We start from the raw sequence: 14,490 nt of genomic DNA on the forward strand, positions 1-14,490 counted from the left end.
TTTTCATTTTTATAGACAAGGTGCTTAAGTGCAGAGTTACCACTAAAGCTCGCCGCATTAATATATTGTTGGTGCTTAGTTGCTTTTAAGTAGAATGGAATAGAGAAATGATTGTGTGCATATATGTTCCTCATCGCTTTTTGCAGACCATAAATACGACTGCCACGTTTTCCACAGGCTTCAAGGGTATCAACATGTTGATAAATATACTTTCTTATCGCCCTACAAGCTAAATGTTTACTTTCAATTGTATTCATTAATAGTCGAACAGCGCCATGGCTGTCATAACCTAAAACAATGTATTTCTGTTTTTGTAGTGTTCTATCTTGTTCCGAAAAAGGTACGGTTAATTCAATTTCAATTTCTTCACCCGCTTTAAATTTAGTTTCTTTTACTAGGCTAACTAACAAGCCTTGTATAGAGATATTTTTAGTTATACCGGGGATATGAGTAACAACATTATTACTGCGTGTAATTGCCATTTGAAAGGATAGTACAAAGCGGTCTTCACCTCTAGAGTCATCATTTTCTGCCGTTACAATTTCGGTTTCATCAAGTGAGTCAACTGCACTCAGTTGAAAACGTTTCGGTAATAAATTTTCTAATTCAGTTATGTCTTCACTGACCGGTCGATGTATTATTTCATACAAGCTAGTAATATCTGAGAGGGTGATCATATGATCGCAATTACTGATCATATCTAAGGCCGCTTTCGAGATTGCTCTATTTAACACAGCCATCTTAGGATGAACATGACAAGGCAAGGCAGAAGGAACATAAGCATCTGCTTCAGAATTAATAAACGATGAGGATATTTTGACTACTCGAAAAAGGCTGTTTTTGAAATAATGATTAAAAACAGCTTTAACGCTTCTATTATTAACAAAATCGTCATACCAAATAAGGGAATAAATGAAGGTATCTTTATATTTAGATTTTAATATAAAGGCATATTTATCAACCGTATTTCTCTCGTTTAGCGCCTTTTGTATTTCTTTATTGCCCAGTAGTACGGGTAAATGAAAATTTTCATCGGTATCACTAAAAAAGCTCCAAAACGCATCATTACCCGATGTTTTTATCGCCACTTTCGCATGCCATGCATTATTATTTTTATAACAAAGTAAGGGAATGTCGTGAGTTTTATTTAGATACAGTTGCTCGTAACCTTTCGAGGTAACAGAATCAAACAAAGGGGTGATAAATCGTTCTGTAGGACCACGGCAAGATCATTATAAATTGAACTTTTTACTTTAGTCGCGATCAGATCTCAATATAATACATTGAGGATAATTAACATGAGCGCGACTTTTTTGACCCACTTTGATTCAATTTCTGATCCACGCATAGAACGCTGTAAAAAGCATAACCTGATGGATATTTTATTACTCGCGATAAGTGCGGTTATGTCTGGCTCTGAAGGCTGGGAAGATATTGAAAACTTTGGACATATAAAGCTAGATTGGCTGCGTCAATATGGCTCTTTTGAAGCGGGTATTCCACGCCATGACACTATCGCACGTGTAATTTGTAGATTAAAAAGTGATGAAATTGAGAAAGCATTTCAGTCTTGGATATCCTCACTTGTCAAAAAGACTGGCTGCGATGTAATTGCAGTTGACGGTAAAACGGCACGACGTTCTTTTTCCACCAAAGATAGAAAAAGTGCCCTCCATACTGTTAGCGCCTGGAGTTGTCAGCATCAATTGGTTTTAGGACAAGTAGCTGTCGGAAATAAAACCAATGAGATTACAGCAATCCCAGAGCTGTTAACGATGTTAGATATTGAAGATAGTATTATTACACTTGATGCCATGGGCTGCCAACGTGAAATAGCCCAACAAATAATTAAACAAAAAGCGGACTATATTCTTGCTCTTAAGGGGAACCATTCAGGTATGCAGGCCGAACTCGAGGCCTGGTGGCATAAAATGGAGCGAGAAGGTTTATCTGATAAGATATTTTCCCAGCACAGTGATGTCAGCTATGGGCATGGGAGGATCGAAACAAGAACTTTCCAGCAATTATTGATTGATAAAACATGGCTAGATAAAAAATATCAGTGGAAAGGTCTAAAAACCATTATCAAAGTGACATCAGATGTTATTGAAAAAAGTACAGGGAAAGAGACAAAGGAAACACGTTGGTATATTAGCTCATTAGACTTAGACGCCAAGCAGGCTCTAAATTCCGTGCGCAGCCATTGGCAGGTAGAAAGTATGCACTGGGTACTTGATATGACGTTTCGAGAAGATGAGTCGCGAATACGTAAAGCTCAAGGTCCGTTGGTATTTAACGTCATGAGAAAGATAGCGATGGCATTGTTTAAGCAAGATGATACGAAACGAGCCAGTATGGCGGCCAAAAAGAAAATGGCAGGATTGGACGATGAATATCGTTCAACCCTGTTGGAGTCAGGGATTAAAATGCGCTAGCCGTGGAATACAAAGAATATTGATATTCTTTGTATTCTGTAGTCATCTTATGATAAGGAAAGGCATGCAGAAGTCACGGGCGAGACGCTTGATTTACTTTGTTAAGTACTGTTTTATATTGCTTATTGTTTTTATAAAATATTAAAATATTAAAATATTGTTATCTTGTAAGATGGGAGCAAGTGAGATTAGAAGTTTTGGTCACTTCGTTCACGATTTCAGTCAACAATGACTTATCTCTTTAATATGACCATTATTGATACAAAACCTAATCCGAATAAGGTTTATTGTTTTAATCGCTAATGTCTTCTCTTTGGCATGACCTGCGCTATGTTGATGATTGCTCTACTTCCGCTTTTGGCTCAGCCTGTGTGAAAACTAATTATTGTAAGTTTTCATTATTGAGGGTTTATATCAGCTCTTTATAAGGCTTCGCGTAGCGAAGCCGATATTTATGAATATCCATGCTTTATAGTTTTTATTCGTTCAAAATTGCTCATGTTGGCTCTTATTTGGAACATATTTGGGTCTTTTAAGGAAAGAGTTACCTCTTACGGCAACATCACTTCCTTCATCAACTTTTCTATTCCAAATATATTGAGCATTCTTTTTAAATTATACGCCAATACATGCAGGTTCAATTCTGTACTGACACTTTTAAACCCTCTTGTTAAAAGGTGCGTGGCTCCTGCCCACAACTTAATCGTACCAAAGGGATGTTCAACCGTTTGTTTTCGTTGAAGCATCGCATCAGGCGTTGCTTTGAGCAAGGTTTCCATTTTTTCCATATCAGCTTCATGGACCCAACGTCTCATTCTTCTTGGCTCTTTTTTAGAACGGGTACATTGGCTTCGGATAGTACAATTTTTACAAGCCATACCATTGAAGTAAATTTTGATATCTAACCCTCCTTCTATCGCATTGAATCGATGTTGAAGCTCATTGCCCGCAGGGCAAATATAAACATCATTATCTTGATTATATTCAAACAGTGACTTGTTAAAAATTCCCTTCTTTTCTGAGCCTGATGTATCGGTTTTTGGTACAAGAGTCGATACACCTAAATCTTGAGTATCTTTAATATCTTGTCGGCTGTAATAACCCTTATCTGCCAATATTGTTGTAACACTTTTCCCTAACGCTTTAGTGTCAGTTTGGTCATATTGCACAACTGCCCTCTATCTGTTGTATTGGTGACTTCGTGAGCAACAATTAAATGATGTTTCGTATCCACAGCGCTTTGTATGTTATAGCAAATCGCTCGTGTCATGCCCTGTGTTTTCATCAAGCGAGAATCAGGATCGACTGTTGATACTTGTTTATCAGGATGATTATTGACGGCTAATTCCATCTCTTTTAGTTCAACGAGGTGTTGTTTTAAGAAATCTAATTTAGATTCAATATTAGCAATGTATTGTGATGTGTTCTCTTGTGAATCTGACTGTTCAAGCTTCAAAAAATAATTATTAATATGCTTTTCTACTCGCTCAATATGGGACTTCATTTTACTTGGAGTGTAGTTTTTATCTTTGTTGTTGGATGCCTTAAACTTACTACCATCTATAGCAACAGTCGCTTCACTAAACATATTGAATTTATGGCACATTTGAACGAAGGTTTTACAGGTGTTTTTAATTCCACTGTGGTTATCTTTTCTAAAGTCAGCAATCGTTTTAAAGTCTGGAGATAAACGCTCCGTGAGCCACATAAGTTCAACATTACGTTGTGTTTCTCGCTCTAGACAGCGTGATGACTGAATTCGGTTTAAATAACCATAGATATAAATTTTGAGTAATATGGCGGGGTTATAACCAGGTCGGCCAGTTGCTTTAGATTGAACACCTTTGAAACCAAGGTTTTCTAAATCTAAACCATCGACAAATACATCAATTACTCTAACAGGATTTTCTTTAGCGACAAAATCTTCAAGCATTTCTGGAAAGAGGGTTGCTTGGGAGCGAGATAAACTTTTAATATGACGTGACATACAGCCAACATATAATCAATTAACCTAATGAATATTATAGCAAATATTGAGTGATATATTATCTTGTTTTGAGATTGATTGATCATAAGTATCCGGTGCTTATTCGAAAAAGTGATCAAAACGTTTTCACACAGGCTGGGCTAACTGAAGTCATAAGCAGGCATTGATACTCGTAACCAACTCGCTATAAAACCTATCTAACATTTGTGCACCACAGTGAGATAGAAATACCAAGAAATTCGTCTACCCTAACTTATAATTCAAAGTTCGGTTTAACTTAAGCGGGCAAAGATTTTCGCTTCATTATCTTAGTGCTTTGCTCGTTAAAATCTTACCTATTTATTTAAATTAATAGTAATTCAGGTTTTAGGGGCTAAATCACATGGTATTTATTAAAAAAGTAAGCTTGTCACTTTCAAGTCACAATCTTGTCACAAAGTAAAATTATTTGAATTAATCAACTGATTTAATTGAATAAATAAAATCCACATACGCCCCATTAAGAGGAAATTTGTAGTTGGCTAAAATGTTGAACGCAGTGAAAACAGCCAACTGTAAATTTTCCTGCTTTAATGTCTTGTTAGAAGCCATTTACCTGTAACCAAATACCAACATAAAAACACCAATAAATATTGGTAGAACAACGAAGTTTAAGAAGCTTGCATAATCCCTTTTTATGAGTGAATAAATACCAATACTAAAATGAATAATTACGATAGAGATACATAAGATGCCACTGATAATTAGTTTAAGAGTATATTCGATTTCAGGAAATAATAAATATGTAGCAATACAAGTTGGAAGAATAATTAATAATTCAGTCCAAAGAGCATTCCCGTCATTTATAAATTTTAAATACTTCTGAGCTAGATTCATTCACTGGCTTCTAACGCCCACTTAAGGGGCAAAATAGAGTTGGCTAAAATAGGTGAACGGAGTGAACAAAACAGCCAACTGTATTTTGTCCCTCTTTAAGTTCTTGTTATGTTTCAACTACTCAGGGCTTAATATACATTTTCACACTTAGAAACCCAAGTTTCCAGCCTTCGATAAAGCCAACTTTGGGGGTGATTTGATGGTTTACTACAAAACCAGTTAGAACTAGAAAAGAAATAAAAACTAATCCATAGACCAACTCAAATGTATCGCCATTTACAACCGTTTCAGGTAGTAACGCCATTAAAGCAAAACTTGCTAAGAGGAACAAAACGACGTTAATAATACTAAAGAATATATATTTAAATATAAAACCAAACATATTTAATGGCACCTTCCATGATTGAAACATAACGCCGTTTTAAGCGGCAAATTGCAGTTGGCTAAAATAAGAGAGGAACGAACAAAAAGCCAACTGTAATTTGTCCGACTTGAAAACCCTTGTTAGGCAACTTTATGATGCATTACATAAAATTCATTTTCTTGCTCTGTGATTGAGAAACCATTTTTTTTATAAAAGGACAGTGCTTTCTGGTTTGTTTTAAACACTCGTAATGATACTGATTTATTTGAGAGTAAACCCTTAAGTAGATCTAGTGCACGACTGCCAACTCCTTTTGAACGATACTTTACATCGATGATAAACATCATAATGTATGTTTCACCTTTTACCTCTGCAACTTGAAAGTATCCAACTCTCTTTACTGTATTGTAAAGTAAATAGTTTTCACAGGAAGCCCAACGTTCTTCGGAGTCATTCTTTTGCCAATTTTGATTCCAACCCCAAAGAGTTTGAATATGGCCTTTCATCGACTGACAATACAACTCGAAGAAGTACTCCTTATCACACTCCTTAGCAACTTCGATGCTGAGATTCATGATTGACCTCCTTAGTTGCCTAACAGCTTATTAGACCGAAAAACTAAGCAATATATAACACTTAGCATTCCTTGTTTATTTACAGTTACAATTATCATACTTTACAACATAATAACAACACTAACATTTTATTATTATTAAATATTTCAAAAGGTGCAACGCCGAATCTTTCGGTATATTGGCAAAAGAACCGAACACCAGCTAAACTGTATATAACAACAGTAAATGGATTTTATATTATGGACGCTAAATCGCCTTTTTTAATGAGTATCGAAGAGCATATGCGTAACTTAAGATACGCGAAAAGAACCATAGAAACTTATATTCATTGGATAAAGTATTTTATAAATTACTCAAATAAAACTCACCCTGCACTCATGGGGGATATCGAAGTTGAGAGATTTCTCAGTTATTTAGTTAATCAACAAAACGTTTCAACAGCTACCCAGTCACTTGCACTGAATGCATTAGCTTTTTTATACAAAGAAATTTTAAAAAACGAATTAAGTTTAAAGCTAAACTTTAACTTAAGCCGCCGGCCTAGAAAATTACCTGATGTGCTTACACCCACAGAAGTAATGAAACTTCTATCAAAAATACCCTCACAACATCATTTATTAGTAAGCCTATTATATGGTAGTGGCTTAAGACTAATGGAGGCTATTCGTTTAAGAGTACAAGATATAGACTTTAATTATCACTGTATCGCAGTTTGGAACGGTAAAGGGAACAAACATCGTCGAGTTACCCTCGCCACTGAGCTTATACCTGAACTGTACCGCCAAATTCAAAGGACTAATAAATATCATACTAGCGATATAGAAAATATTGACTATAAAGGCGTCTGGATTCCAAATGCTCTTAATCGCAAATACCCCAATGCCGCAAAAGAATTCAAGTGGCAATATTTATTTCCTTCTGCTCGATTAAGTATTGAACCAGAATTCAAATACCTTAGTCGGCATCACCTCAATGAAAGTAGTATTCAAAAGTCAGTTAAAAAAGCAGCAAATCAATTGAAGTTAAATAAGGTAATAACTTGTCATACTTTAAGGCATTCATTTGCTACGCATTTATTGCAAAGAGGGGCTGATATAAGAACAGTTCAAGAACAACTAGGGCACAGCGATTTACGTACAACTCAAATTTATACCCATGTACTTGAGCATGGCGCTAATGGTGTTCGAAGCCCTTTATCTGACTTGCTTTAGAGCATAATAATGATATCTAAATATCATTATCAGTACGTAGAGCATCAGCCCATAATTTTAACCATTGTTGAGCCTCTTTTTTCTCTGGAAAATCACGTTTACTATTAACCACTTCTAATAAGGTATTAAAAGCCTCTTTTTCTCGATTAAGCGCTTTTAGGGTTAACGCTAAATGATATTTAATTTCAATTTTAGAGTAATCTAGTGCAAGCGCTTGGCGAAATAGTGGCAGTGCTTTATCAAATTCTTGAGTATGATAATAAATCCAGCCAAGTGTATCGAGGGAATCAGGGTGGTTTTTTGTAATAGCTAAAGACGCTAAACTATGCTTTTCTGCCTCATCATACAAGGCTAAATTCAAAGCAGCAAACGCTGCATTATTATGTAATACGGCTTGTTGTGCATATTTGGTTAACAACAAAATATAAATATCGTAAGCTTTTTTCCACTGCTCATTAATCATATAAATTTCTGCTAGCGAAGAATTCATTAAAAAATTCATCGGCTCTTTGTTCAAATACTTTGTCAATAGCTGAGTTGCTTTGCTATTTCGTTTTTGTGCTTGATACACCAGACTTAAACCAACGACAATATTGTCATGATATTCATCTTGAGGTGGTGTTAATGCTAATGTCTTTTTATAGCTCTTTTCAGCATTATCATATTGGCCAGACAAATAATAAGAATGCGCCAAAATCATCTGTAATTTAGTTGAATAACTTTCTAAAAAATCATTAGCAAGCTTAATCGCTTCAAGAGGTTTTTTCTGTTGATTCAAAAACTGACTTGCCGCCACTAACGGTATCTGCTTATTTTCAGACCAGGCAATAGACTTTTTATAGGCTTCAAGGGCATCATCTGGTTTATTATTTGCTTGGTAAAATTGGGCTATATAAAAATAGACCTTCCCTTTATCACCATCAAATTTTATAGCATTGTTGAAGCTTTGCAGTGCTTTGTCAAAATTGTTTTGTTGCTGATAGTAATTGCCTAGTAATACAAATAAATCAGCCGTTTTTTCATGATTAGATAAATAACTTTCTATTATTTCTATTGCTTCGACGGGTTCGCCTGCCGCCATGTAGCTAAAAGACAATTGTTTAAGTAAGTCTTTATTATTGGGTTCTATATTATAAGCCCTCTTAAACCAAACGATTGACTCTTTAAATTGTCTGGTTTGAGTATAATTCTTCCCTAAAGCACTAATGAGTTCTTTATTATTTTCTTGTTTTAAAAGTGCTTGCTCTAATAATTCAAACGATGCTTTTATTTTGCCCGTCGCAAGTAGTGTTTCTGCCAAACTAATCAGTGATTTAATGTGTAAAGCGTCGATACTAAGAGCATGTTCGAATGCTTGTTTTGCTTTATTATAATCACCCACTATTTGATAAATAAAACCGAGATGATGAAGGAACTCTTTATTATCTGGTTGTGCTTTAACTAATTTTTCAGCAAGCGCTACCGCTTTAGTCATTTGCCCTGACTTTACATAGGCTTGCACCAATAAAAAACTAATGGTTGACTGATACTCCGATGAAGCGTTGATTGAAAGCAAGGTATCTATGGCCTGTTGATACGCCCCCATATCAATACTATTTTTTGCTAACTGTTGCGAGGCAATCGATGAGTCAGGTAGTAATTCAATAACTTTTTGAAAGTAAAACTTTGCTTTCTCATATTGCTTAAGCTCAGAACTGACCAACCCTAAAAGAGAGATAACTTTAGGGTTATTTTCTTTTTGTAAATTGGCTTTATTCAATACTGACAATGCCGCGGTATAGTTTTTCATGGCGATGTGAATTGTCGCTGAGAAGGTCATTGCTTTAATATTCAAGCGATCAATATTTAAATAATTTTTAATATATTGATCAGCTGCTTCATAATTGTTTTGCTGAAAAGCCACAACACTGGCCAAATAATAATAACTAGGGTTATTATCCAAGGTATCATTGTCAAGCGTTGACAATGATTCACTTAATTTTGAAAGTTTTTCCCTAGCATTTGAATTTTCGTCTTCCCTGGTTTCAATCATTGCTGATAAAAACATGGCCTTAGGTTCATTGGGCACAAGTTGAAGCACCGTCAAAATATCTTTTTTTGCGCTCTCGTATTCAATAAACTCTATATATAAACTAGCGCGTAAAATAAGTGCCTGAATATGATTAGGGTTTTCTAATAAAGCGTTATTTATAGCTTTAAAAGCAATATCTAATTCAGCTATATTTTGGTGGATACTCGCTTTTAATATCCAAGCATTCACTGGAGGGAAAAAACCGCTGAGTACATCATCAACATATGTTTGTGCTTCATCATAGCGATAATAATTTAAAGCCACCTGCGCTAAACCTAATTTTGCATCGATATTAACCGCATTAAGTAATAACGCTTGTTGGTAATTTTCTGCTGACAATGATAACTGTCGCAAGCCTAGTTGTGCATGGCCTCTTAAAACAAAAATTTTGGCGGCGAGTATTTCATCTTGCACCTGTTTGTCTAGGTGATTGATGGTGTCATGGTATTTTCCTTGTAATAAATAAGCTTCCGCAAACAGCAAGAATGTTCGGTTTTTGTCTGCCCCTAAATTTTCAGCAAAATTGAGTTCAACTTCTGCAGTAGCCCCTTTGCCAAAAGCAATAAGTACCTCAGCCATTAAAAGCCTTGCCGCTAAATTATTGGGTTCTTTTTGGGTTAAGTTTTTAAGATGAATGAGCGCTTCATTATGGCGGTTATCTTTAAAAGCGATATTAGCTTGTTCAAGCACATCTTTATCATTCCCCTGAGCTACTTGCTGAAAAGTTATTAAAAATAAAAATAAAAATATTTTGGGTATAAAAACGTGACGCACCATTAACTTCTCGAACAATTTAAAAGACAAGGATGATTGTGCTTTTTATCAGTAAACATTTCAATAAAAACCATTATCTACTCGTTAATAAGATAAATATTGCGCTATAATCTTTTCATGAAAAAGCAATTTATTAGCTTAACTATATTGCTCAAGCATAATACACTGTCAGGATATTTTACAACACTCTAGAGAAATAGGATAAAACTGGGCCCTAACGCCTACATCACCTTGTTTTAAATCTATATTTTTTTTACGGCTTAGTTATTGCATTGATTGTAAGCATCATGTACAAGATTTATCATATAATTTGGAAGTTAAGAATGACAATTTTCCGTTGTATTAAAAAACACACAACAAAGCTAATGATAATATCATCACTAGCTTTAGTTTCATTTAATAGCTTTGCTGGCTATACCCAAGTATCTGCATTAATAACTGGGTATAATGAATGTAATTACTATCTCCCAAATACTGAATCTGAATGCGTAATATCTGTGGTAGATGGTACTAATGGTACACAGTATCTATCTAATATTATTGCCAAGTTTGATATTAATGATGAAGATTCTAGTAAATCAATATTAGATAATTCCACATATTCTGAATATGACCCATATAAGGACGACGTGGCAGAAGAAGATTGGGCGTTTTCTATTCCTGGAAATACAGAAGAAAACAAAACAGGTACTTGGACTTTCAACAAAGGCGTATATAAGTATCCGGATATACGTTTTTGGGTAGCAAAAGCAAGTAATGACTTTCGCTTGCATTGGCTAATTGAAGATAATAGTGTCAATAACTCTATTTGTGACGCTGGTAATGAAGCTGCAGATGGCGCAAACTTAAATTATGCTTGTATGAACTTAGCTGCATCAGTAACCAGTGGCGATTGGGTTACTCCCCCTAATGCTCAAAATGGAAAGAATTTTGGCTTGTCACACATTACCTTTTTTGGTGGCTTATGTGACAAAGTGGCTGGCTGTGCAGGCGACTCAACTACTTCTGTACCAGAGCCTGCTAGTTTAGCAATTTTAGCTCTAGGTTTATTAGGATTAGGTGCTCGTCGTAAGCTACGAATTAAAACAAAAATCTCTACTAATAACTAATTAACATTAGTTAACTAAACCACTAGTACTAACTTGCCGATATTACCATTCTCCAACATACGTTGATGGGCTTTATCGGCATTTTGCCATTGGTAACAAGTATCAATAACTGGTAATAACTGCCCTGCGCAAAGTAACTTGCCAAAGTCTTCTTTAAAGTTAGCCACTAATTCAGCTTTATAATCATTGCTCCTGTTTCTTAAGGTTGAAGCTGTAATACTGACTCGCTTTGAAAGCATCTTGCCTATGTCAATTTTTTCGCAGTAGCGGCCTTGTAAAATAGACAGAATAACAATGTGACCATCGACTGCGGCGACATTGATGTTTCTCTGTAAGTAATCTCCGCCCACCACATCAATAATGACATTAAAGCCATCGGGAACGTTTGCTTTTTTCCATTGTTCAAAAGAATTTTGATGGTAGTTAATCGCAACATCTGCACCTAATTTTAAACACGCTTGGCATTTTTCTTCACTGCCAGCGGTCACAACAACAAAACAGTCTTTCGCTTTGGCAAGTGTAATAGCAGCACAGCCAACACCACTGGCACCAGCATGTATCAACACTGATTGCTTAGGTTGTAACTGGGCAATTGAGAATAGACTTTGGTAGGCCGTTAGAAACGTTTCTGCGCAAGCTGCACCTTGTTCAAAAGTAAAGGTAGTAGGCAGATAAAATAACTGGCTAGATTTTATAACAACATATTCTGCGTAACCACCGCCAGCAACCAAACCAAAAACTTTGTCATTAATTTTCCAGTTATTTACCGCACTACCACAAGCAACAATTTCACCACAAACCTCCAGTCCTAAAATAGTAGACTCGCCTTTAGGGGCTGGATATTTTCCTTGTCGCTGCAAAATATCGGCTCGGTTCACGCCAATAGCTTTTACACGAATTAAGCACTCATCTGCCGAAAACTCAGGTACGGGTGTTTCAGCAAAAGTTAACTGCTCATCGCTTGTTACGTTAATATATTTCAAGAAAACCTCTAAATTGTAAACGCTTGTTCGTTTTACGGGTAATTATCTACACAGTAGATTAGCTAATCGCGAAAAAGTTATGTTGTTGCCATTTAACTTGTTTTTTCTCCATACTTACCACTTCAGCTTCTGGTGGTCCGTACGCGAGCCATGCTAACATTTTATCTACGTCTTTTTCTTCACCGCAAATTAAAATTTCTACATCCCCATCATCCAAATTTTTTGCATAACCACTTAAACCATAATCAATAGCGACTTGTTGGCTAGACGCACGAAAATAAACCCCTTGTACTTTTCCGCTAACATGGGCGATATAACTAACATTCATACTTATTGTTCCTTAACGTAGACTGAAATAACTTAACGTGAAGATTGCACCCGAGCTTGGCATTGACTACACTCTGCGCAATTTCATTTACCAATTCATTAAGTATAGTCACATGTCAGCAAGAATTTATTTAAAAGTAAGCCGAGAGAAGTCTTTATTACGAAAACATCCTTGGATATTTTCTCAAGCGATTAATAAAATCAAGGGAAATCCGATGTTAGGCGATACCGTTGATGTCTTTGATCACAAGGAAAAATGGCTTGCTCGCGGTGCTTACTCGCCAGAATCACAGATTCGAGTTAGAGTTTGGAGCTTTAATGAAAATGAAGAAATTGACAGTGAATTTTTTCGTAAAAAATTAATAAGTGCTCAATCTCGACGTGAATGGTTTATCGAACAAGGCGGTTTAACCGGTTATCGTTTAATTGCTGGTGAATCTGACGGTTTACCCGGTATAACTATTGATAAATACGATAACTTAATTGTTTGCCAACTATTAAGTGCCGGTGCCGACTTTCAACGTTATACCTTAGTTGAAGTGATTAAAGAGCTCTATCCTCAATGTAGCATCTACGAACGCTCTGATGTTGACGTACGTAAAAAAGAAGGATTAGAGCCAATCACAGGTTGGTTAACAGAGCCACTTGAGTCAACCGCATGTGTGATTAAAGAGCATGGTTTATCGATTAATGTTGATATCGCAAAAGGCCATAAAACAGGTTTTTATTTAGATCAACGTGATTCTCGTGTGACTGCAGGTCGATATGCTAAAAATAAATCAGTCCTTAATTGTTTTTCTTATACCGGAACATTCGCCTTACATTGTGCAGCAAATGACGCTAAAGAAGTTATCAATGTTGATGTTTCTCAATCGGCACTCGACTTAGCCGAAGAAAATATTGCCCTTAATAACCTGCAAGACAAGAATGTTTCTTTTGTTAAAGCAGATGTATTTAAGTTACTCAGACAATATCGCGAAGAAAAACGTCAGTTTGATATGATAATTTTAGACCCACCTAAATTTGTTGAATCAAAAGCACAACTAACCGGTGCATGTCGTGGTTACAAAGACATTAATATGCTTGCTATGCAATTACTCAAGCCAAACGGTATATTACTGACCTTTTCTTGCTCTGGTTTAATGGAAGCAAGCCTATTTCAAAAAGTAGTTGCTGATGCCGCTCTTGATGCTCGTCGCGAGGTGCACTTTGTTGAGCGCTTGCAACAAGCTGGTGATCATCCAATATCGAGTAACTACCCAGAAGGTTATTATTTGAAAGGCTTAGTCTGCCAAGTAAGTTAGCTCACTTTTTGTGACTGTCTTAAAATAAAAAACGAGCACTTAGTGCTCGTTTTTTATTAGTTTTTTTATTGCCTAGTTAAGGCTCAGTCTTTAATCTATTTCGGCAATATTAATTCCAATTAAAAAGCACTCTTCACCCTCTTCGGTGACGCGTACTATTTTCCCTGAAACTTCCAACGGTTGAACATTGCTGCTCGCAGACCGCACACTAACTTTAACATGGGTATTAAGCTCTAAAGGATGCGTCATTTCAATCGCCATACCAGTCGCACTTAAGTCTCGACAAGTCGCTAATATTTGACTGTTCGCTTCATCGTCGATAATGGTCACGGTTACATCACTATTTAACATCATCCGATAGAAATCTCGTTTATCATCAAAGTTAACCATTACTACTCCATATTATTATTTAAATTTTTATTGTCTCTTTTATACCCATTGTAGTGTTTAGTGTCAAATTTCAAACTTGAATTG

11 protein-coding genes and 1 pseudogene are annotated in these 14,490 nt (G+C 35.9%); 4 read left to right on the forward strand and 8 right to left on the reverse strand.

All coding sequences use genetic code 11. The annotated features are described in order from the left end of the window. A partial coding sequence (locus tag H4J70_RS13225; RefSeq protein WP_182251261.1) for a hypothetical protein occupies positions 1-1,193 on the reverse strand: 1,193 nt, incomplete at its 3' end. A gap of 105 nt (positions 1,194-1,298) precedes the next feature. Between H4J70_RS13225 and H4J70_RS13230 the strand changes: the two genes are divergently transcribed. Further along, entirely contained in the window at positions 1,299-2,435 is a 1,137-nt protein-coding gene (locus tag H4J70_RS13230) for an ISAs1 family transposase (protein WP_182251262.1), read from the forward strand. Between the two features lie 551 nt (positions 2,436-2,986). Here the strand turns inward: H4J70_RS13230 and H4J70_RS13235 are convergent. From H4J70_RS13235 to H4J70_RS13245, 3 genes and pseudogenes are all read right to left on the reverse strand, one after another. Next, a pseudogene (locus H4J70_RS13235) lies at positions 2,987-4,422 on the reverse strand (IS1182 family transposase). A 997-nt stretch (positions 4,423-5,419) separates the two neighbouring features. Further along, a complete protein-coding gene (locus H4J70_RS13240) occupies positions 5,420-5,680 on the reverse strand; it encodes a hypothetical protein (RefSeq protein WP_182251263.1) in 261 nt (86 codons plus the stop codon). A 122-nt stretch (positions 5,681-5,802) separates the two neighbouring features. Then, positions 5,803-6,237: an N-acetyltransferase gene (locus tag H4J70_RS13245; RefSeq protein WP_182251264.1), complete on the reverse strand. Its 435-nt coding sequence runs from the start codon at positions 6,235-6,237 to the stop codon at positions 5,803-5,805. 239 nt (positions 6,238-6,476) lie between these two features. Between H4J70_RS13245 and H4J70_RS13250 the strand changes: the two genes are divergently transcribed. After that, positions 6,477-7,448: an integron integrase gene (locus H4J70_RS13250; RefSeq protein ID WP_182214389.1), complete on the forward strand. Its 972-nt coding sequence runs from the start codon at positions 6,477-6,479 to the stop codon at positions 7,446-7,448. 16 nt (positions 7,449-7,464) lie between these two features. Here the strand turns inward: H4J70_RS13250 and prsT are convergent, their stop codons facing one another. Further along, positions 7,465-10,296 (reverse strand): XrtA/PEP-CTERM system TPR-repeat protein PrsT, encoded by a 2,832-nt coding sequence (gene prsT, locus H4J70_RS13255; RefSeq protein ID WP_182251265.1) that lies wholly within the window; start codon positions 10,294-10,296, stop codon positions 7,465-7,467. Between the two features lie 320 nt (positions 10,297-10,616). Between prsT and H4J70_RS13260 the strand changes: the two genes are divergently transcribed. Then, on the forward strand, positions 10,617-11,402 hold the full coding sequence (locus H4J70_RS13260; RefSeq protein ID WP_182251266.1) for a PEP-CTERM sorting domain-containing protein: 786 nt from the start codon (positions 10,617-10,619) through the stop codon (positions 11,400-11,402). A 14-nt stretch (positions 11,403-11,416) separates the two neighbouring features. Here the strand turns inward: H4J70_RS13260 and H4J70_RS13265 are convergent, their stop codons facing one another. Together H4J70_RS13265 and H4J70_RS13270 are read right to left on the reverse strand one after the other, a co-directional pair. Next, entirely contained in the window at positions 11,417-12,385 is a 969-nt protein-coding gene (locus H4J70_RS13265) for an NAD(P)H-quinone oxidoreductase (RefSeq protein ID WP_182251267.1), read from the reverse strand. Positions 12,386-12,443: 58 nt separating this feature from the next. Beyond that, the gene (locus H4J70_RS13270) at positions 12,444-12,713 is read right to left on the reverse strand and encodes an acylphosphatase (RefSeq protein WP_070376726.1); all 270 of its coding nucleotides are present in this window, start codon (positions 12,711-12,713) and stop codon (positions 12,444-12,446) included. Positions 12,714-12,825: 112 nt separating this feature from the next. Between H4J70_RS13270 and H4J70_RS13275 the strand changes: the two genes are divergently transcribed. Continuing rightward, positions 12,826-14,016 carry a class I SAM-dependent methyltransferase gene (locus H4J70_RS13275; protein ID WP_070376725.1) on the forward strand — a complete coding sequence of 397 codons (1,191 nt, stop codon included), beginning with the start codon at positions 12,826-12,828 and terminating at the stop codon, positions 14,014-14,016. 90 nt (positions 14,017-14,106) lie between these two features. On the opposite strand, the gene H4J70_RS13280 is transcribed toward H4J70_RS13275, so the two are convergent. Further along, complete coding sequence (locus tag H4J70_RS13280) at positions 14,107-14,406, reverse strand: PilZ domain-containing protein (RefSeq protein ID WP_070376724.1); 300 nt, start codon at positions 14,404-14,406, stop codon at positions 14,107-14,109. Positions 14,407-14,490: the final 84 nt, after the last annotated feature.

Source organism: Colwellia sp. BRX8-9, assembly GCF_014077245.1.
GTDB lineage: Bacteria > Pseudomonadota > Gammaproteobacteria > Enterobacterales > Alteromonadaceae > Colwellia_A.